This window comes from Ralstonia sp. GX3-BWBA (assembly GCF_003290055.1).
Taxonomy (GTDB): domain Bacteria; phylum Pseudomonadota; class Gammaproteobacteria; order Burkholderiales; family Burkholderiaceae; genus Ralstonia; species Ralstonia holmesii.
Genome location: NZ_QMKS01000019.1, coordinates 198,061 through 219,159, shown reverse-complemented (window position 1 = coordinate 219,159; position 21,099 = coordinate 198,061). Strand labels below are relative to the sequence as shown.

The window sequence follows — 21,099 nt, the reverse complement described above, 5'->3', positions numbered from 1 at the left end:
TACGTGTACGCGGCGCTACTGTTGTGGCATTAGTTCGTCGCAAATTGTCATCTTCTTCTGACTAACCGCCGGCCTCGCCCTGAATCCAAAGAGGGGATCACAGTAAATTGGCGATCTCCGGCACAAGCCGTTCCCAGTCTTGCTTGAATAGCAAGTTCGTTGCTCCCTCCAACGCATCGGAGAAACGCCAGTGCACGAAGGGAAGCAGCATGACGGATCGATGATCAACGCTAGTCTTGCACGAGAAGAACCGCTGAATTCCCGTCCGGGCGATTGCCTGCCCGGCTATCTCGAATTCCTCTATTGAAGCAATGGTGTACGGCATCGTATCTAGTACGCGCTCGTCAATACGCGCGTCGGCCAAGCGATTCCGGACCATGGACTCCAGACGGTCGACTATCACCGGGCTAAAGAGGTACCAGTCTTCCAGCGTCACAACGAGTGGGTAAACAGGCTGGTCGTTAGGGCGCCAGTTTGTTTTTCCTGCGATGGCATCTTCAATATTCCTATACAGCTGAACTACCGCTTGCGCCATGACGTCAAGTTGACCATCGAGAACGGCTCCATCAATCGCGACCTTGGCATCCTGCCGTAGACGTTTGGTCTTGCACTCGACGAACACGTTGGCACTGCCATCCGTGAATATCCAGTCGACCCCATGATGAATGTTGCGGCCTACCTTATATTCTTCCTCGTCGACTAGTACAAATGATGGCCCAGCGAAGACTTCGCGGATCACCATCCCAACGTACGCTTGATATGCCCGTCCGTAAGGGTTGTCGAAGTCAACCGCTTTGATCAAGTCATAGAACACACCGCGCGAGATTCTCTGCAACAGCAGCGCCGGTATCGGGCAGTGCAAGAGGTGGGGAGCCTGCGGGTTCAGTGCGACGAGCGGCGTAGCCTCGAGCGGATTCCACGTGTAAGCCCAGCGATCGTCGTAGTGCTGCGCCGCTCGGGTTCGAGCGCGCAGTGTCTTGATATCAATGCCCATCTTGCTAAAGAACGTAGTTCTTGCTTCCGCACCGATACCAAAAGAAGAATAGTCTTGGTGGGCGTTGATGCCGGGATATTTCGCAAGATGGCCCGCCACAGCTAGGCCCATGAAATACAGTTGACGTATCGTGAGACCCGTTTCGCGAGCAAGTACTGCATCGACGTCACGCTCTCCAAAAATCTTCAAGTAACGCATGATCACTGCAGGATCACGTCGCTGCTGCAATGGAAACTGACGATGAGCGATACGATGCAACTCTGCAAAGACCTGTGAAGGCTGAAGATGCTCCTTGGCAACAGCTTCGTCGACTCTACGTATGCTGTTGATAACGTCGACCAGATCTCGCGTCCGGCCGAGATCTGCTGTACCACTTGGCGCCGCATGCAAAACAATCTCCCGCGCAAGTAGCGTTAGCTCCCACGGATGGAAGTTTCCCTTGATAGGCAGTCCTCCCGGTAGGAGGATCGTCTGCGGTAGAGGTGCGTTGTTGAGTAGGTGCTGTGATAGTGCCCACAGCCACTCGAACGACCGCTCCAGAGGCAGTCTCGCGATACGGTTTCTGAGCGGCTTGTACGCTTCGTATGTCGTCAATGGATTCCTCCGCCTCGAGTAGCAAAGTGGGGGCTTAGATTCAATTTTCGGCGGCTACTCCTCATCGTCAGCATCGAGAGCCTCCTTCTCTTTACGCTGTCGCTCGATTCCCTGCTCCGCGACAAGCAGAAATTCGGCAAACATGTCGTATGCTGGATCGGCGCGACTCAACTCAGCGAGCGCTTGCTGCGCGTGGGCGCGCAGACGTATGTCCTCTGGAAATGGCTCGCCAGGCGTTGTGCCTCGCACTCCCGAAATCGTTGCCGAAAAGAACGCTGAGCGGATCGCGGTAACAGCGTCGTCTCCCAAGGTCTCCGCAACGTCCAAGATGTCGCGAACAAATTGCGGAAAATCATAGATGATCGTGTTCTGGGCGTATCGCAATACGTCGCCAACTATCCGAGCACGGGTCATCGGTCCCTGTCGCAGCCATTGCACAAGCACATCGAGCAATGAATCGTCGTAGTGGCCACAAAGCGCCGCGAAGACCTCTCCGAAATTGCTGTACTCGCCAGCTTCTCTCGAATGCAAAGCCCAATCCAAGAGGAACCGCACGTGGTTTTCCCAACCTGCTGTCTGGGTGAAACCGAGACCAAGGTTTTTTTCTCCATTGTGCCGAGCCATATAACTTCGCTCGAGGACACGATAAGACCAACCTTCAACCTGACTGGCGCGCTCAAGCCTACTGATGACGAGGTGCATCACCTTGTCCGGAACAGTTGGGACCGCCTTCTTCAAGAACTCCTGAATCCAGTAGTCATCGAGACTTGGAATAGAAACCAACTTTTCGAGCAACTGCTCATAGCGCTCGTTCCGCAGCAGCTCTTTTGGAATCGTGCTTTCGTGCAACAACCACATAAAGAGGTCATGTGTGGCTCGACCGGCCAGCTCGAAATTGACGCTGCAGATGAGATCAACGGCGAACGCCGGGTCCAGTCTCGCAACTGTCTGAGCAATGTTTGGGGTAATGGCCAACACAGCCGGCGCTCGAGATTCAAAGCACTTGCGCAGCAACTCCGAATCATCCTCGCCGTATGCCCCGTGCGGCTGATACCGAGAGTACGCGTCGGCGATGAGAACCAACGTCTCCTCGGTTTCAGCTTCTTCAAGCAGCGCTTTGACCTGTGCGCGGCCCTCGTTACTCCCCATTAAGTGCCCAAGAGCCGCGCCGGCGTACAAAGCCAGCGGGGCATTCTTCGTCTCCTTGTATCTGCGCAGGATGGCGCTTGCAAAACCAGGTATCTCCACGATGAGCTGATTGATCAGCGCAAAGGCGGAGCCCAGACCTTTGCCGCTGATCGCGGAAATCTCGTTGAGATATTGGTTCAAGAAATCCGTTAGATCATCAACAGACGTGAACCCTGCTTTGAGCTCCTCGATGAGTGCGATGCGATCGGACTCGATTGCAGATCGATCATAGGGTTCTTTCAACTCGTACGTTTCGCCGCCCCAACCGTCAACTAACGCACGTGCAACGCGAGTCGGCAGGTCCCTGTCGAGAAGACCGATGATCCTCTGCGCCAGCGGTTTCGTCGCTGCGGGCCCATAAAAGGCGTGCCAGGATGCTGACTTCACCGAACGAACCACGACGAGTGGATGGGCCTCATTCTCCGTTAGCGCCGTGAAGAGTTTCTGGAGAACGTCTCGGTGTTCATCATCCCATGCGTCTCGGTCACCCCCGTGCATTGGCGCGCGAAGCGCTTCTGCGAGCGTTGCCGCTGCTAAGTAGCCATGTCGAGTTGCCCCACCGCCAACGTACTGTATCAACGACGACACAATCTCGTCGCGAACCTGCTTCACTTGCGGCAATGGAAGCTGATGGCGGGTAATCGTCATTTCCCGCGACGTCCACGCTCTAGACTCCATTTCGGTTCCCAGGGCCCCTTCCAAAATAGAGAACGGCGTATATGGACCTTCGAGGGAATGGGGGCGATCCAGCAGCGACAGAGCAAAACGGACTACAACGCGAACGCACTCGATGGGCTTATTCGGCTCGAACTCGGCCAGTTCCTTGAGAATCCGAATTCCGTGATCAGGATGTGAGTTGAGTGTCCGGCTGTCGGCTTTGCTAGCACGCCACAACAGCGCGCAAGCCTCTTCCAAATAGGTCATGGTGAATGCGGCGTTGCGCAGCATTCGACGCACTGACGCGTCATCTCCATGGCCTTCGCGGATAAGTCGAGCGGCGAAGTCCAGAGCGAATCTGGGTTGATAGTAGGCAACCGCCTCAACAGCAACTACGTGCGCGTTGACGTAGTCATCTCGCCATTCAAGTTTGGAAGCAACGCTTGCAAGAATCCGACCGCCTTCAGTCTGCCCGTCCCTCAAGCGCCACTCCAATCTCCCCAGATTTACCAGCAAGTTTCTGAGTTGTTCTGCGGCAGCTCGCTCGAAGACCGCGACCGAGCGCTCGTTCGCACTTCCATCCGGCCCGACATAGTTCGACTGAATAATCGAATCCGCGAGTAAGTCGGGAGCAATGCGATACCGGCGTCCACGCTTAAACAAAATGCCGGCGTCAATCAGTAAGCGCAACAACCTTGCAGCGTCGGCGCGCTCGACCCCTTCTACCTGTAGCAGCAGGTCCAGCAGATTCGGATCATCGGGAACAATCGGCTGCACCAGCGCGGCAATGCGAAGCACCGCTTGCAGCCGGACCGCGTCCTGGCCTGCCACGATCTTGCCGGCGATGACGTCCTGCAGTCTTGCCAGGACATGGTCTTGGAAGTCTCCAGCGTTGCTCATCAACACCGGCGCGATCTTGTCCCTCGCGACGATCTGTGCGCCCAGCACCGTGGCCAATGGCGAGCCAAAAGTTGCTTCCGCGACAGCCTGCGCCTGGTCGGTCGGGCCACCAAGCTGATCCAGGACACGCTCCGCAAGCGCCTTGGCCTGTCCCTTGTCCAACGGTTCGAGGCAAACCTCTTGCACTTCGGGTGTGGTTAGACTGAACGTCGCCGCCTGATGCTTCAAAGCGTTCTTGCCGTATGGGCGCAGCGAGAAGAGCAGCCGCACCTGCCTCTGGGCGTTTGCAGCTGCAAAGCGAAGAAGCACCCCCAGGTCGTCTCGATCGTGTGCGTCATCTACAACCAAAAGCAGTGGGCTGCCCCCCAGAAGCTCCAGGTGCTTCGCCTTCACCTCCTCCGTTTGCGAGACAAACCGAATCTGCCAGCCGGGCCGGGCGCTCGCCAACCGCGTAACGACTTCGCGCAGTAGGCGGGTCTTGCCATATCCTGGCCCACCCACTAGCAACGTCAATACCACTGACGCATCGAGCAGATGCCGAGCTACAGCGTCCACCTCATCTTCCCGCCCTACCAATTCCCAGGAGTGATTGAAGAGTCGATCATCCGCCAGAAATGGCTTGAAGAATTCCTCCTCCGCCTGCAGGGGCCCGGCCTCATCCACACCGAGGAGGTCAAATCGATGCCCCCGAAAGAAGATGTCCACCAAGTCAATCTGGTCCTGCATCGAAAGCGAACGCAGCCGCTGGGAGATGTCTTCACGATCCCACAGTTGCCAGCCCGGGTGCATGGCGATGGCATCCCGAGCATCGGGGCTAGCTGTGCTCGAAAGAAGGAGCACTTTTTGATCGGCCGGGTAAGTTTGGGTGGCAACCGCAGCGTGCACTTTCTGAGCGCCGAATTTCTCGACCCGCTTGCACTGGTACGTATGCACACCAATGGCACCTGTGACGAGGATGTCTATGCCGTCTTGCTTATGGCCGGGGCCACCATACGCACGCACGTCGCCACGCCCCCGGTAAAGCCTCTCCAACAGGAATCGACAGAAGCGCTCAAAACCCTCCGGTGTAAGTGCATGCAGCGGCAGAGGACGGTCAAACGCTGTGCCTGCAGCGGGGATAGCCGCGACGACGGATGCGTGCCCGGCCTGCGCCGACAGAATCGCTTCGTCGACTCCCAACGCCTGAGCGAGCGTGGCCACATCCTTTGCGCGGGGCCGAGATAACCCTTGCTCCCATCTACTTATGGTCTGCTGCTTAACACCTAAGTGGGCGGCCAGATCCTGTTGCTTGGCAAAGCCGGCGGACAGCCGGAGGCTTCCAAGTAGCGTTCCGAATTCCTTGTAGGGGAAGCGATCATCAGACACACTTTTCTCCAGCGAATTTATCGCACACACAATTTATTGTATCATCTATAAAACCCGCGCGGGAGATTGCGATGGATGAGCGACACGAGATTAGGATTGGGCGCCAGAGCCGCTCAAGCCCCGAGGACCCTTACTGCGAATTTCGTAGTGACCGGGAACGCCGTAACGCGCTGATATCTCGTGATGTCCGATTTGTGTTGTGTCGCTTTGCGACCGTGGCCGGTGTGGTTGCCGTAGTGATACTGGCACCTGGAGGCCTAGCGCTGCAGCCGATTCTGAGCCGCCTGCTACAGCTACTGTAGTTTTGAAGCAGTTTCCAGGTTATATGACCACTTCCGTCATGCGGCCTAAAAGGCACTCAGAAGATATTGAAAGGCGATGACGCGGCGAATCCGGGAAAGGTCTTCATGTGTGCCACAAGGCATCCTGGCTATCGCCGTATCCGAAACTAATCAATACCTCACACGCCACCGCTGCAGGCGCAAAGTATCAATCCCCGGGCGCTGTCGAGGCACCGCTGCTCGACCTCCAAAGCCACTAGACCAGCCAGTATCCGGAACTAATCAACTACGTGTATCCGGAACTAATCAAGTCCCTCAGTGATCGATTGGTTCGAGATACGGGGCGCTGGGGCCACCCGAAGAGCCTTACCGGGTCCGGCGTATCCGAACCGAAACGAATCGACGATATGGAGAATGCGTCAGCAATGACGTCCATATCAAGCAATGCCGTTACGTAGCATAGAGGGCGCCTCTTTCAAGCCCGCACCGCAGGCGCCGTCCAGCTTTGTCGGCAGAAACGGCCGCAGCAATGCCAATATTTGGTCACGTGCCGCGTGAAACGAGCGCGTCATGACGCTCCGGTCATTGAATTGCCTGGCGTTCTGCAAGAACTGGAATGACAGCCAATACGTCGCCACGATGACCGCGCAGCGGCAAGCAGTTTCCAGTTGAGCCAGGCGCGGCCCACCCTGATGCTCAGATCGGTCTACGCAAAGCGCGCCGCTCAGAGCGTGCACGCTTTGGTCGACCAGTTCCTTGAATCCTTGCTCAAGCGTCCGGCTTGATGCAATCAGTCCGTTCATGTCCCGGTAAAGAAAACGATATTCCCAGACGCAATCGAGAACCTTGAGAAGGCGTTCGGCTAAGTACGCGCCCGACAGCGGGCCACCTGGACGAACAAACAGCTGCGCCTGCATATCGCGCTTGAAGCGACCGAAGAGATGCAGCACGACCGCTTCCTTACCGCGAAAGTAGTAGTAAAAATGGCCGGGGCTCATGCCGAGCCCCGCACAGAGGCCCGTTGTTGTAACGCCCGCCACGCCGACCTCGTTAAAGGCCTTCAAGGCGTAAGCCACGATCCGCTCGCGTGTCTGGCTTGCCTGGTCGCCGGAAATCAGTACGCCGTGTCGCGGCTTCGGTGTGATACGCCCCATGCCTGGTCAACCAAGCGGCGGCACATCGGCACGTGCGACGCTTGCCCCGCTCGCTATCCGCTCGCGGGCAAAATCTGCGAGCGTGCGCAGTGCATCAACTGCGGAGCGCAGATAAAACGATTGAAGGTGAAAGACATGCCAACGCGCAGCGTGGACCTCGATGCGGCACGGCACACCGCAGCCCGCAGCGTGGTCTGCCAGCCGGGTGGCATCCGAGCGCAGCACTTCGTGTTCGCCAACTTGAATCAGCATGGGCGGGAGGCCACGCAAATCCACCTTGAGCGGCGTGTGCTCAGCCGCTCCGGCGGGTGCCTGGTACCAGCGCAATCCTTGTTCGAGCCAACCGCGGCGGATCATTGGATCGCGGGTCCGCTGAGACACCAGCGTGTCGCCGCTCAACGTGGCATCGGTCACGGGTGAGATCAGCAGCAGGCCTGCAGGAGCGGCATCGCCGCGCTCCCGCAGTGCAAGCGCCAGTGCCAGGGCCAGTGCGCCACCGGCAGAATCGCCCGCGACGACGATCTTCTCTGCGGCATAGCCCTGGCTGCGCAGCGCGTCGTAGCACGCGAGCGCATCGTGCAGCGCGGCAGGGTACGGGTGCTCGGGCGCAAGCCGGTAGTTGGGCACGCAGACCGGCATGCCCGATTCGACCGCCAGGAGGGTCGTGATGCTGCGGTGCGTGCCCGGGCTTCCCAGGCAAAAAGCGCCGCCATGCAGGTAGAGCATGGCGCCTTCGGTTTCACCGCGCTTGGGCGCAACAACTTCTACCGGCACGTTGCTGACCAAGTTCCGGTAGCGGATCACCCCGCTCGCACCGGGCATGAGCGGGGAAAGCAGGCGCACGAAGCTGCGCTGCACGGTGACACCAAAAGGCGGGCCGATGAGCGAGCGAAAACCGATGCGCAGGAAGTTACGCAGGAACCATGCGTTGGCCGCTTCCCACCACCCTGGTGGTTCGGCTACGGCAACGCCAGCGGTCAGGCCCACCGGTCCCGGCAGTGCTCGTGTCAGGCGGTATGCCTGCAGGCTGGAAAACCGGGTCAGCCAGCGATAGGTCAACGTGAAGCCGGGCCAATTGGTGCTGTTGTGCCCGCTGGCATCCACGTACCAGCTCTTGCACCCGCTCCAGACGGATTTGGCCAGGCGCTGCTGAATGCGGGCATTGAAACGCCGGTAGCGGCGCGCATCCGTTTCGATGCTGGTCGTATGGGTGGCCGTCATCGCCTTGCAGCAGCGGATGACGTGAGCGATCTGGCTCTCCAGCATGTAGACGATGGAGTTGTGCCCAAGATTCGTGTTCGGGCCGTACAGCATGAAGAAGTTTGGAAAGCCCGGCACGGTCAAGCCGAGGTACGCCTCTGCCCCGCGTCGCCAGGCATCGTTCAGGTCCAGACCCGCGCGTCCGGTGATTCGCATGGGCGAGAGGAATTCGGTGGCGGCAAAGCCTGTGCCGTAGATGATGGCATCGATCTGGTGGTGCGTGCCGTCAACGGTTTCGATGCCCTCTGGGGTCACCCTGCGGATGCCGTCGGTCACCAGGTGAACGTTCGGCTTGCTCATGGCCGCGAGGTATTCGCTTGAGAGCAGGATGCGCTTGCAGCCGATCGGATAGTCGGGCTTGAGCTTGGCGCGCAGCGCGGCGTCGGGAACCTGTTTTGAGAGCAGCCGCCGGAACGGCACGCCCACCGCCAGTCGCATAAGCCCCTTGAAGCGCGTGAACGCCAGGGCGCGAGATTCATAGCGCGTGTAGATCATGGCGCGGTGCAGCTTCATCGCCCATGGCAGCGCCCGGAACACTGCTTTCTCCCAAGGCCGATAAGCGCGATCGGGGCGGGGCATGATGTAGGCCGGCGAGCGCTGGAAGACCGTGAGTTGCTGCACGGCATCTGCGATGGCCGGCACGAACTGGATAGCCGAAGCGCCCGTTCCCACCACCGCGACGCGCTTGCCTGACAGCGCATAGCCGTGATCCCAGTGCGCAGAGTGGAAGGTGTGCCCCTTGAAGGTTTCCATGCCCGGCAATTGCGGGAACGCGGGACGGCTCAACTGCCCAGTGCCGCTGATGAGGCGGTTCGCGCTGAGCGTTGTCCCATCCCGTAGCGTGACCCGCCAGACCGAATGCTGTTCGTCATACTGCGCACACGCGACTTCGGCGCCAAACCTGATGTGAGGTTCGACGGCGTATTTGCGCGCGCAATGCTGCAGGTACGCGTGGATTTCCGCTTGAGGCGCAAAGGTGCGCGACCAGTTCGGGTTGGGCTCGAAAGAGAAGGAATACAGGTGTGAGGGCACGTCGCACGCCGCCCCCGGATAACTGTTGTCGCGCCAGACGCCGCCAACGTCATGCGCCCGCTCAAGGATGACGAAGTCGTGCAGCCCTGCCTGCTTGAACGCCACGGCCATGCCAATGCCGGCAAAGCCCGATCCGATGATGATGGCTGCATGCGGTGTTGCCGCGTCGGAAGGGCGGGTGGGGTTAGCTGAACGCATGGCTGGCTTCCTTCGAGGCATCGAATTGGAACTGCGCGGGCATGGAGACCGCTTCGCGGGGCGTCGGCTGCACCCGGCTGCGGCCCCGCATCATGTCGACCGCCTTCTCGGCAATCATGATCGTCGGCGCGTTGGTGTTGCCGCCGATGAGCGTGGGCATGACGGAGGCATCAACGATGCGTAGGCCCTCCACACCGCGCACGCGTAGTTGAGGGTCCACGACGGCGTGCGGGTCGTTGCCCATCCGGCATGTGCCGACCGGGTGGTAGACGGTGTCAGTGCGCTGCCGCAGGACCTCGCGAATCTCGTCGTCGGTGTTCACGTTGGCGGTGAATACATCCTTCGTGATCCATTCAGCCAGCGCGGGTGCCTGCATCAGCCTGCGCGTGAGCTTGAAGCCCGCCACCATGTCTTGGATATCCTGCGGATCCTGAAAGAACGCGGGGTCGATCAGCGGCGCGTCCTGGGGGTTGTTGCTCTGCAGGGTGACGGAGCCGCGGCTGCGCGGACGCAGCAGGCAGACATGGCAAGACAGCCCATGACCCAGATGAAACGACCGCGCATGGTCGTCCACCAGCGCGACGACAAAATGGAGCTGGACGTCGGGCATCGCGAGCCCGGCACGGGTCTTGAGAAAGCCACCGCCTTCGGCAAAGTTTGACGTGAGCGCGCCTCGCCGTTCCTGGCGGAATCGTCGGATCTCTTTCAGCATGCGCAGGCCGCCACCGAGCGACACGCCCATCGTGTCGAGGCTGCGCGCCCGGTAACCGAAGATGAAGTCCGGATGGTCTTGCAAGTTCTTGCCCACCCCCGGCAGATGCGCGCGCGTCTGAATGCCGAGACGATCCAGTTCATCAGAAGGGCCGATGCCGGAGAGCATCAGCAACTGGGGGGTCTGGAAAGCGCCGGCGGCCATCACCACTTCGCGGCGTGCCCGCACGGTGTGAAGCTGGCCGCCTTGCAGGATTTCAACGCCCACGGCCCGCTTGCCCTCGAACAGGATGCGCTGGACTTGGGCGTACGTCTTGACGCTCAGGTTGTCTCGCCGCCCGATGTGCGGCAACAGGTAGGCGCGTGCTGCGCTCCACCGCTCACCGTGCTTTTGCGTCACCTGGTAAATGCCGACGCCTTCCTGTTCTGCACCGTTGAAGTCATCCGTCAGCGGAAGCCCTGCTTGGCGTGCGGCTTCCAGGTAGCGTGCCTGGAAGGGGTTGTCGGAGCGCAGGTCGCTGACCCAGAGCGGGCCGTCCCGGCCATGCCATGCGTTGTCGAGCCGCTCGTTGTGCTCGCTGAGCCGGAAATACGGCAGCACGTCTTCATAAGACCAGCCGACATTGCCGCGCGCGGCCCAGTCGTCGTAGTCATTGCGATGCCCGCGTATGTAGACCATCGCGTTGATCGCCGATGAGCCACCCAATGCCTTACCTCGCGGTTGATATCCCCTGCGCCCGCCCAGTCCGGGCTGGGGCACGGTCTCGAATGCCCAGTTGTTGAGCTTGGTCGGCAGCATCGCAACGGCGCCGGTCGGGACGTTGATGACGAGTTCGCTGCCGCCACCGCCCGCCTCCAAAACGCAGACCGTCACCTGCGGGTCTTCAGTAAGTCGCCCTGCCACGACGCTGCCGGCGGACCCGCCGCCCACAATGACGTAGTCGAAGATGTTGCCCATGTTGTTGTCTCCACAATGTCTTTTGAGCCAAGCGCTGTGAGCCGCCAGCCGCTTGGCGATCCGACGTGCAAGGCTGGCGCCCGCGGGCTCGGGAAGATCCGGGTCTTCCTGGGAGCGGGTGTTGCAACGCCACCGGGGCGGCATATCGGATGCGCTTGATGTTGCTTCCGGCATGGGAAAACACCAATGGCGCGCGGGGACAACTGTTTTAGTATTTGGGCCAAATGACACGTCCCAAGGGTTTCTCCGTATGCGTTTCTGGGAGTTCACTCGGAGCCCAGCCAGCGCACGCTTACTGGTCGATTTCGGGCAGGAGCGCGGGCTTTCGCCGGCAAAGCTGCTGGCCGGCACGCAACTGTCGCTGGCCCAACTGTCCGACCCGAATGTGGAGCTGACCGCTGCGCAGGAGCTGCGCGTGGTCGGCAACCTGCTGCGCCTGTTGAAGCATCCGCCAGGGCTCGGACTGGAGCTGGGGCTGCGCTACCACTTTTCGGCGTATGGGGTGTGGGGCTACGGCCTGATCAGCAGCGCCACGGCAGGCGATGCCATGGCGTTGGCGTTGCGTTTCCTGCCGCTCACCTACGCATTTACCGTGATCACGTATCACGAAGAAGGCCGTCTCGCCGTGCTGAGTTTTGGCGAGCCGGAACTTGCCGATGAGGTGAAGCGTTTTGTTGTGGAGCGCGACATGGCCGCCGCCGCGGTCTTGCTGCAGGAAATCGGGGGAGATGACTTCGCACTGTCTCGCTTTACGCTCAGGGCCAGGCCCCCGCTCGCGCGTGGGCCTTCTCCGGTGCGCAGGACGCTCTTCGCCGCGGAGCCGGAATATTCAGCGCACGTCAACAGTCTTGCGTTCGACCGATCATTTCTGAGCCGGCCGCTGCCACACGCCAACCCCATCACGGCTTCGATGTGCGAGCAGATGTGCAGTCGTCTCATTGAAGAGCGGCGCTTACGTGTGGGCACGGCGGCGATGATCCGCCATTACTTGGGCGCCGCGCCCGGCACCACGCTCTCCACGCTAAGCAGCATGGCCCGCCTGATGAACACCAGCGAACGCACGCTCAAGCGTCGGCTGCACGATGAAGGCACAACCTTCAGAGCGTTGCTGGCCGAATCACGCGGTGCGATGGCCGAGGCGCTGCTCAGGGAGGGTGAACTGGCGCTCGGTGAGATCGCGGAGCGGCTTGGCTTCGCCGACTTGTCCACCTTCTCGCAGGCCTTCAAGCGCTGGTATGGCGTGGCGCCCAGTACGATGCGCCGCCAGGGCTTGTCTATCGACGACGAGACGGACCAAGTTTGACCCTACACCGGAATCAGTTCCTCACGGCATGGGCAACTCGTCCGCCAAACAAGGTTGCGCCCCTACGCGAGGCGCGCCGCGGGCCTGGCGCTCGCGATGGTCATCCCAAGCAACGCCAGTGTGGCTGCGACACATGCCTGCATCGACTGCCGACCGGTATCAATCGACAACGCCGGAGCCTGGGGCGGCTCATAGATATCGCTGATGCCGGTAAAGTTGGAGATCGCTCCAGCGCGCGCACTCCTGTATAGCCCTTTCGGGTCACGCGCTTCGCACACGGACAGCGGTGTCGCGACATGCACCTCATGAAAACGCGATGCGCCGACAATCTGTCGGGCACGCTCGCGGTCATCGCGGTAGGGCGAGATCAGGGCGGCAATTGCCCACGTGCCGGTGTTGTTGATCTGCGCACACCATTGCGCCACACGGCGCACGTTTTCGCTGCGATCGGCCCGGGAGAATCCAAGATCCGAGCAGAGCTGCTTACGCACGGCATCACCGTCGAGCACGCGGCACGGCACGCCTCGTGCTGTGAGCGACTCGGCCACGGCCAGGGCCACCGTGGTCTTGCCGGCGGCGCTGAGCCCCGTCAGCCAGAGCGTGGATGGAACCGGTTGCATGCATTGCTCCTTAGCGTGCTTTGCAGACGGGTGCCAACGGCAGCATCGCCGGCCATTGCCCGGCCCAGTCGCCGCTGTGGTCCAGGCCCGGCACGATGTTGGCCTGTGCACATCGGCCGCCGGTCGCCCGCACAAAACGCTGCGCCACTTCCGGTGGCACCACGGTGTCGTCCGCGCCGCTGAAATGCACCTGTGGGACCATTGCCACACGCGACGCCGCATCGATCGGGTTCAGCGATTCCGGCATCGCCGAGACGTCGTGCAGGCGGTTGACGAACTCTGTATCGAGGTTGCCTGCCACAGTGCGGATGGATGCGATGTCCGCGCGCCGTGCAGCAACCAGCACAGCCACCGCGCCGCCACCCGAATAGCCGACGAGGTGAACGGGCTGGCCAGGCACCTTCGCTGCGAACTGGCTCACGGCCTCGTCCATGGATGCCACGATTTCCGGTGCGAACCGCTTGCTGGTCCAGTACGGCACAGCACACAGCGGGTTCAACGCCATCGGGGTGAACTGGCAGGGGCGGGCGAGATACACGACGTTCGGTGTCGGGTCCGCTGCTGCCAGCGCAAGAGCAGTGGCCATGCGCGGGGTCGGATCGGCCGATGGCTCCGTGCGGGAAATCCAGGCTAGGCCATCGCCCTCGATGTAGACAGTGAGCGGCTGGTCTGCGCGCGTCATGCGCACGAAAGCAGTCAATACGAAGTGCTCCGTCTTCACTTGCTCACGATGCAGTTGGAACGGAGCCGCCAGCGCATCGGCGTGGGCATCGCGGTCCAGCGTCGTGCAGTCGGACAGCAGGCTGCAAAGCACAACCAGAAGCACAGCGAACATCGCCGTCAAAACCTTTGATGTGAGAGGCGACAGAGCAGTCATGCGTGTACGCCCGCGAGTTGTGCCAGCGCCTGCGCCATGGCGCCCATGACGCTGCCCCAATCGCCGCGAGACGGCTGGCGGAACAGGCGCACGCTCGGGTACCACGGCGTGTCGTTGCGTTCGAGCAGCCAGCGCCAGTCCGGCACGAGCGGCAGCATCACCCATGCGGGGCGACCGAGGGCGCCTGCCAGATGCACCGGCGACGAATCCACCGAGATCAGCAGATCGGCCACGGCGAGAATGGCGGCAGTGTCTTCAAAGTCCTGGATCTCGTCGCTGAGCGACACCATCGACATACCGGGCGGTGGCGACGCGGCCTGTTGTGCGGCCGGACCTTTCTGGATGGCAAGGAACGTGACATCGGGCCTGCCCAACGGTGCGAGGTCCGCCAGCTTCATCGAGCGATTCGCATCGTTGACGTGCGTGGGGCGCCCGGCCCAGACCAGCGCCACCAGCGGGCGCGGCAACCCGGCCAGGCGCGCCTGCCACTTGGCAACGCGTTGCGGGTCCGCCGACAGATACGGGGTGGCACCGGGCAAATCAGACAGCTTCAGGCCCATCACCATCGGCAGGCTCATCAGCTCGCAATGCACGTCGAATGCGGGCGGCAATTGGCCGCGCGCCGTCAGTGCATCAAAGCCTTCGTAACGGCTGGCCAGCGATGCGCTTTCCGCGTTCACCTCCAGGATGACGCGCGCGCCGCTGCGCTCCTTTGCCCAGCGCACCATGCGCAGGAACTGGAACGTATCGCCGTAGCCCTGCTCGTCATGGATGAGCAGCGTCTTGCCGGGAATGGGGCGACCGTCCCAGCGCGGACGTTGGACTTTGCGCTCGATGGCCGCGGTGTGCGGCATGCCGTAGCGATGGTGATACTCGCGCCAGCCGCGCTCAAAGTCGCCTTGCAGCAGCAGCGTTTCGGCCAGATTGAAGCGCGCGGTGAGATTGCCTGGCATGTTGGCCACCAGCATCTCTTGAATGGCCTGCGTCTCGGCAATCTTGCCTTGCGGGCGAATCGTGTCGGCCAGCACCTGCCACAAGATCAACGGCCCGGTGCCGGATGCCAGCCATGGCCGCACCAGCGCCTCGGCCTCGTTCAGGCGTCCGTCGGCCAGCAGGGCGCGGCCTTGGCGTTCCACCGTGGCGACATCGACGTCATTCACGGCGCGCTCATCCCGAGTGCGGTGAGCAACGGGCCAAGATGATCGGCGTACTTCTGCCAGCGTCCCTTGGATGTGGTGTAGATCGGTTGGCGCACCTGGTTGACGCTGGCGGTGCGCACTAGGCGGTCATTTGCGTGGAACTGCAGGCAAGCGTCTTCCCAAGGCAGACCGAGGAAGCTGACCAGGCGTTTTGCTTCGCCTTCCAGGTCATCCACCACGTGCTCATAGTCCACTTCGATGAATCGATCGGTTGGCAGGACCTGGGCCCAATGGGCCATCAGCTTCTGATAGTCGGTGTAGAACGCACCAAGCTCCGCCAGATCGTAGGCGAACGGCTGTTCACCGCCGAATTGCTTGGTGTAGCACGATAGGCACGTGTCCACCGGATCGCGCCGGCAATGGATGATGCGCGCGCCCGGCAGGATCAGCGGAATCAGCCCCGCATAGATGAAATTGCCCGGCATCTTGTCGATCAGGCGTCGCCGACCTTGTGCCAACGGTTCGATACGGTTCAGGTAGGTTCGGCCCATGCGCTGCATGTCCTCCGGGGTCAGCACCTGCGCGATGTCGGGGAACAGACCGGCGCCCTCCACCACCTGGCGCAGCGCTGAAAGCTCGCCCGCACCCATGACCTGCGAGTGCGACGACAGGATCTGCTCGACCAGCGTGGTACCAGAGCGCGGCATGCCGATGATGAATACCGGCAGGTCAGACTGCGTGCCAGCGGGAGCCAGGCGCTCCATCCGTTCGGCGGTGAAGACTTCAGAGATGCGCTGCATCCATTGCCGGGTCGCCCTGGCGTCGTAGCTAAACGTCGCACGCTTTCGCTGGTTCGCGGTATGCAGATGCGCGAAGGCGCGCGGCGCGTCGTGCAGGTCGAGATAGGCCTTGCCCAACGCAAAATGCGCCGAGATGCGTTCGTTCATCGGCTTCGATGTTTCGTTGGCAAGCCAGCCTTCAATGGCCCCGACATCCGGATCGTCAGCACGGAATGTCTTAGCCTCGGCGCGAGCCGTGAGCACCCGTATGGAACCGGGATACATCGACAGCGCCCGATCGAAGGCTGCCCGAGCGGCCTCCTTCTGACCGGATTCCATCCAAAGCGTGGCGCTTCCCACCAACGCCTCTTCGGCCACCGTGCCTGGCAACGTTGCGGCCTGCTCGAAATGCGCGAGCGCCTCGTCGGTTTTGCCCTGCGCCTGAAGCACCTGCGCCAGTGCGTGATGGGCTTCGGCACTGCGCGGCGCCAATGTCATGGCTTGCTGCGCGCAAGCGAGGGCGGCGTCCAGGCGCTCAAGTTGCATCAACGCTTTCGCACGGGCGGTCAAACCGGCGGGATGCTGTGGCGCGAAGGCCTGCAACGCGTCCAGCACCTGGAGCGCTGCGGCATGCCGATGGCGCGTCACCTCCACATCGGCCAGGTTCAAGTAGGCATCGATCAGACGCGGGTTGAGCTCGATGGCCAGGCGCGCTTCTGCGGCAGCCTGGTCGTACTGCCCTTGCGCGGTCAGCAGGAAAGCGAGATTGCTGTGTGCCTCGGCATAGTGCGGGTTCAGCGCCAACGCCTGGCGGTAGTGCTGCTCGGCTTGGCCGAGCCTGTCCAGCCGTCGATACGTATTGGCCAGATTGTTGTGCGCCTCGGGTGCATCAGGCGTGAGCGTCACAACCCGTTCCAGACATGCGAGGCTCTGCTCCAGCTTGCCTGCTTCCTGCAACAGGATGCCGAGATTGCTCCAGCCCGGAACAAGCGATGGGTCCAGTGCCACCGCGCGTTCGGCAGCTTCCTGTCCTTCAGCCAGCATGCCCTTCTGGCGATACATCTCTGCGAGGTTGCTTGCGTAGATGGCGGGCGCACGTGGTGCCATGCAAGCCTGGCGCAGGTGGGCAATGGCCAGATCCAGGTTGCCGTAGGCATGCGCCATGAGCCCGAGCAGATGCAGGGCATCGGCCTGGCCCGGCCATGCGGCCAGCACATGCTGGCAATAGATTTCCGCTTCCGCCGCCTGGCCTGCGTTCCAGTGCGCATGTGCACGGTTGAGCGCTTCGGGAATGCTGATTGGATCTGTATTGGGCGCGCTCGACATGCGGGACTCCAAGGGCTCACTCGATGAGAGTAAGAGCGTGATCGTACTAGAAGGAAAGGCGCGCCTTCCCGCAAGAAAACGCGCTCTTCGGTACCTCTTTTCGCTGCTTAGAACAACTGGCGCAGACGCACGCTGCCCGTCTGCGAAACGAAAACCCCTGCCCGCCTGCAGCGCATAGCGCGCGCTCAGTTGGTTACCGGAAAGAGTCCGCGCCCACCGAGCGAGAGCGTTGATGCAACCGGGTGCTCATTGTTTGATGGGGGACGCGTCTACCACCCCATAAAGCAATGAGCGCGCTCTCCCTTTCGGGAGGCGCGCCATTGGCGTATCACTTCAAGTCGTTAGAACAACTGACGCAGTTGCAGGCTGCCGGCATGCGACACGTACCCGCTACCCACTTGCAACGAGTAGCGCGCGCTGATGCTCAGATTGTTCGCACGCAGCAACTTGACACCGGCAGAGAGCACAGCCGAATCCGTCACTGGGCTGGCACCCAACGACGTGAAGCTGGTCTGGCCCGTCGGGTCTGCCGCAAAGCTGGCCTGCGTCTGAGTGCGCGTGTTGTTGTACTCATGGCGCCATGCGACCTGCAGTTCCGGCACGAGCGTGCCGTACGAGGTTGCGAGCTCGCGCGAGAACTTCACGCCAAGGTCGCTGGTAACCGACGTCGTGTGCGACGCGCCCACCGATAGCGCCGCGCCATTGCCCCCCGATTCGGTGTAGCCGTTCTGGCGCAGGTAACCATACGTCAGGCTTGCCAGCGGCGTAACCGTGGCAACAGCCGTGGCGAACGGGTAACCGGCTTCTGCTCGCGCCACGTACTGCGTGCCGCTGAAGCTGCCATTGGCGTTGCCCGAGAAGCCGGCAAAGTTGACGGCGCGGGTGGTGTCGTAGTGCTGCTGCACGGCACCCGCCGACAAGTTTGCATACCACGGGCTGCCCGTGTAGCTGGCGTAGCCCATCTGGCCGAACGAATTCACACGCGTCGAGTTGCCATCGGTGTCGCCCGTGTTGCTGATCTTGGCGTTGCTGTAGCTGAACACACCGCCCGCACGCCATGCGTCGCTGACCGCGTGATCGACGCCGAACAGCAAGCCGCCGAAGTTGGCGCTGTAGCCGTCCACCTGATCGCGCTGGCCCTGGTGTGCGTGGCCGCCAAATGCCTGGCCCCACACGCCCCATGCCGGAGCCGCTTCACCGGTCGAAACACCGCTCAGGCCACCGGCCTGGGCAAGGCGCATGCTGTCGGCATGCGTGGAGATGATGTTGAGCACATCCAGCGTCGGTGCCAGTGCGGCCTGGGCCGTCGACCCCTGCGACACCGGGTTCAGTTGCTTGCCGGCGTGGTTGGCGGCGTCGCTGCTGCCCAGGTTCAGCGCCATCGAGGCGTTGTACAGGTTCAGCAGACCCGGATCGCTGATGCCCGTGTACTGCGACAGACCCGTGAGCGCCGCTTGGGCGTTCGGCACAGTCGCCGGGCTGGGGACCGGTGCAGGCGCGGGAGCCGGAGCAGGTGCCGGCGCAGGTGCCGGCGTGGGGCTCGTGGTCGGGATCAGATCTGCGCTGACCACGGTCACCACCAGATCGCTGCGGCCGTTGGCGGTAACGTTGGCGCCGGTCAGGACACTGTTGTAGCCGCGGATCCCATACCGCAGCGTGCCTTCGTTGTAGTTGGTGCCGGTGCTGGACGCATCGACGATCACATAACGCTGACCCGCGGCAAACGGATACGGATTGACCTGCGCAAACGAAACGGCCGAACCCGCGGCAAGATTCACTGCACCCGAAACCACCAGTCGACCGTAGCCACTGTCGCCGGTGAGCGAGCCGTTGGTCACCGCACCAGTGTTCACGCCAATCTGCAGCGTACCGGCCGCACTCTGGCTGTAGGTGCCGGTAATGGTGATCGGGTTGTTGACTTGCAGGACCGCGCCCGTGTTGCTCACCGCCACCGAACCGGTGGAGGCGGCACGGGCCGTGCGAACGCTGGCCGGGTTGATGGGAGAGGGGAGCACGACACCGATGTTGTCATTCAGCACCAGGTTGCCCGAAGCGAATACGACGCCCGCGCTGGGGCTGACGATGCTACCGATCGTTCCGCCAAAGCCGGTCAGGGTGCCGAATGTCGTGCCCGTTCCACCATTGATGTTCAGATCTTGAGGGCTCCCGTTCGTGATATTGCCGGCAATCACGCCTGAGTTGGTGATCGGGCCGATCGACCCTGCGTTGTTGATGGCATTGCCAGCGCCGGTTATGGTGCCGCTGTTGTCCAGCGCGCCGATCGTCCCGCCGTTGAGAATGCCGGCGACAAAGGGCATGGTGCCCACTGTGCCACCGCTGATCGTTCCGCGGTTGACCAGCGCGCCGATCGTGCGTGTGTTGTAGAGGCCTGGGGCGCGACCGCTGATCACACCGCTGTTGGTCAGCGAGTTGATCGTTCCTTCGTTGCTGACGCCGACACCGCCACCACTGATGCTGCCGCTATTGGTGAGCGAACCGATCGAGCCCCCGTTGAAAACGCCGGCATTCTGGGGACCGGTGCCCGAGGGGAGACCAAGAATGGTGCCGCTGTTGCTCAGCGTCTGGATCGTGCCGAAATTGTTGATGCCTTCGATGCCACCGCTAATGAGGCCGCTCGCGTTGTTGGTCAACCCGATGATCGTACCGCCGTAGTTTGCGACGCCAACGGAGTTGGCACTGGTACCACTGATGGTGCCGCTGTTCGTCAACGTACCGATCGCGGCACCGTTGAGGATGCCGTTCACACCACCTTGGATAATGCCGCTCGCAGCGTTGTTCAGCGTGGTGATCGCACCGCTGTTGGAAATGCCTAAGCCGCTACCCGTACCCGCGCCATTGGTGCCGGTTCCGTTGGTGCCGCCGGTTCCGCTGATGATGCCGGTGTTGCTGAGCGAGACGATGGTCCCTTGGTTCTGAATGCCGAAGCCGTTGCCGCCGCCGCCGCCGGCAGCGCCCGTGCCGCCAGCGCCACCGTTGCCACCCTGGCCAAGGATGGTGCCACCGTTGTTCAGCGTCGTGATCAGCGCGCTGTTGATCAGGCCCGTGCCGCTACCGCCAGCGCCGCCTACACCGCCGGGCACGCCAGAACCGCCGGCGCCGCCGTTACCGCCGACGCCCATGATCGTGCCGTTGTTGTTCAGCGTGGTGATGTTGCTTGCCGCCAGGCCAAACGCGTTTTCGCCCCCACTCCCTGCCCCGCCGGGCCCCGGCATTGGCGGCATGGGAGGCGGCATTATGATTCCGCCGGCCTTGCCGTTGCCCCCCGCCTGGCCGATCGCACCGATAACGCCGCCGGCCGCGTTGTTCAACGTATCGATCGAGCCACCGTAAGAGGAAATTCCGGCATTGCTCCCGACGATCGAGCCGCTGTTGCTGAGCGTGCCGAGCGTGCCATCGGTCCCCAGCGCAGTGCTGACGGTCGTATCGGCCGCAGCGATGGCCGGGACCATGCTGGAGAGCGCTGCCGCGATTGCCAGCGTCAAGGTGCTCTGTTTAGGAAACTGATGCGTTGAGCCATTGTTTTCGTACCTGAGATAGGCGGTTGAACGGCCAATTCGAGCGGCGCCCCGCCACAGGTGTTGAGGCTCAAGGTCTGCCTGTCGGTTTCCCCCGAGCCTCAACACTGTGCGGTTTGCTTGCGTCGAACGACTTCCCCGTTTCGCAATCCGGTACGTTCCGGCAAATGGCGCTGTTATGTTCTGCGCGCCTCTGCAAGCCACGTTCTTGGATCAGGCAAACCTGC

11 protein-coding genes are annotated in these 21,099 nt (G+C 61.8%); 1 reads left to right on the top strand and 10 read right to left on the bottom strand.

The annotated features are described in order from the left end of the window. Nucleotides 1-97 precede the first annotated feature (97 nt). The 5 genes from DOD19_RS18260 to DOD19_RS18235 all read right to left on the bottom strand — a co-directional run bounded on the left by DOD19_RS18260 (nt 98) and on the right by DOD19_RS18235 (nt 11,292). Nucleotides 98-1,588 (bottom strand): hypothetical protein, encoded by a 1,491-nt coding sequence (locus tag DOD19_RS18260; RefSeq protein WP_162634386.1) that lies wholly within the window; start codon nt 1,586-1,588, stop codon nt 98-100. A 54-nt stretch (nt 1,589-1,642) separates the two neighbouring features. After that, entirely contained in the window at nt 1,643-5,698 is a 4,056-nt protein-coding gene (locus DOD19_RS18250) for a helix-turn-helix domain-containing protein (protein WP_162634385.1), read from the bottom strand. A 718-nt stretch (nt 5,699-6,416) separates the two neighbouring features. Beyond that, nucleotides 6,417-7,133, bottom strand: coding sequence for a TetR/AcrR family transcriptional regulator (locus DOD19_RS18245; RefSeq protein ID WP_112187017.1), 717 nt, complete (start codon nt 7,131-7,133; stop codon nt 6,417-6,419). 6 nt (nt 7,134-7,139) lie between these two features. Beyond that, entirely contained in the window at nt 7,140-9,623 is a 2,484-nt protein-coding gene (locus DOD19_RS18240; RefSeq protein WP_112187016.1) for an alpha/beta hydrolase fold domain-containing protein, read from the bottom strand. Further along, nucleotides 9,610-11,292 (bottom strand): choline dehydrogenase, encoded by a 1,683-nt coding sequence (locus tag DOD19_RS18235; protein ID WP_024977555.1) that lies wholly within the window; start codon nt 11,290-11,292, stop codon nt 9,610-9,612. The genes DOD19_RS18240 and DOD19_RS18235 overlap by 14 nt, the downstream gene beginning before the upstream one ends. Before the next feature lie 250 nt (nt 11,293-11,542). Here DOD19_RS18235 and DOD19_RS18230 point away from each other — a divergent pair, with 250 nt between their 5' ends. Next, on the top strand, nt 11,543-12,595 hold the full coding sequence (locus DOD19_RS18230; RefSeq protein ID WP_024977554.1) for an AraC family transcriptional regulator: 1,053 nt from the start codon (nt 11,543-11,545) through the stop codon (nt 12,593-12,595). Between the two features lie 62 nt (nt 12,596-12,657). Here DOD19_RS18230 and cysC read toward each other — a convergent pair whose 3' ends face one another. The 5 genes from cysC to DOD19_RS18205 all read right to left on the bottom strand — a co-directional run bounded on the left by cysC (nt 12,658) and on the right by DOD19_RS18205 (nt 20,839). Next, complete coding sequence (cysC, locus tag DOD19_RS18225; RefSeq protein ID WP_024977553.1) at nt 12,658-13,215, bottom strand: adenylyl-sulfate kinase; 558 nt, start codon at nt 13,213-13,215, stop codon at nt 12,658-12,660. Between the two features lie 10 nt (nt 13,216-13,225). Further along, nucleotides 13,226-14,050, bottom strand: coding sequence for an alpha/beta hydrolase (locus DOD19_RS18220; RefSeq protein ID WP_235193202.1), 825 nt, complete (start codon nt 14,048-14,050; stop codon nt 13,226-13,228). Nucleotides 14,051-14,088: 38 nt separating this feature from the next. After that, nucleotides 14,089-15,252: a glycosyltransferase family 9 protein gene (locus DOD19_RS18215; RefSeq protein ID WP_024977551.1), complete on the bottom strand. Its 1,164-nt coding sequence runs from the start codon at nt 15,250-15,252 to the stop codon at nt 14,089-14,091. Then, complete coding sequence (locus DOD19_RS18210) at nt 15,249-17,336, bottom strand: tetratricopeptide repeat-containing sulfotransferase family protein (RefSeq protein WP_112187014.1); 2,088 nt, start codon at nt 17,334-17,336, stop codon at nt 15,249-15,251. The genes DOD19_RS18215 and DOD19_RS18210 overlap by 4 nt, the downstream gene beginning before the upstream one ends. Before the next feature lie 341 nt (nt 17,337-17,677). Next, entirely contained in the window at nt 17,678-20,839 is a 3,162-nt protein-coding gene (locus tag DOD19_RS18205; protein WP_316683607.1) for an autotransporter domain-containing protein, read from the bottom strand. Between the last annotated feature and the right edge of the window lie 260 nt (nt 20,840-21,099).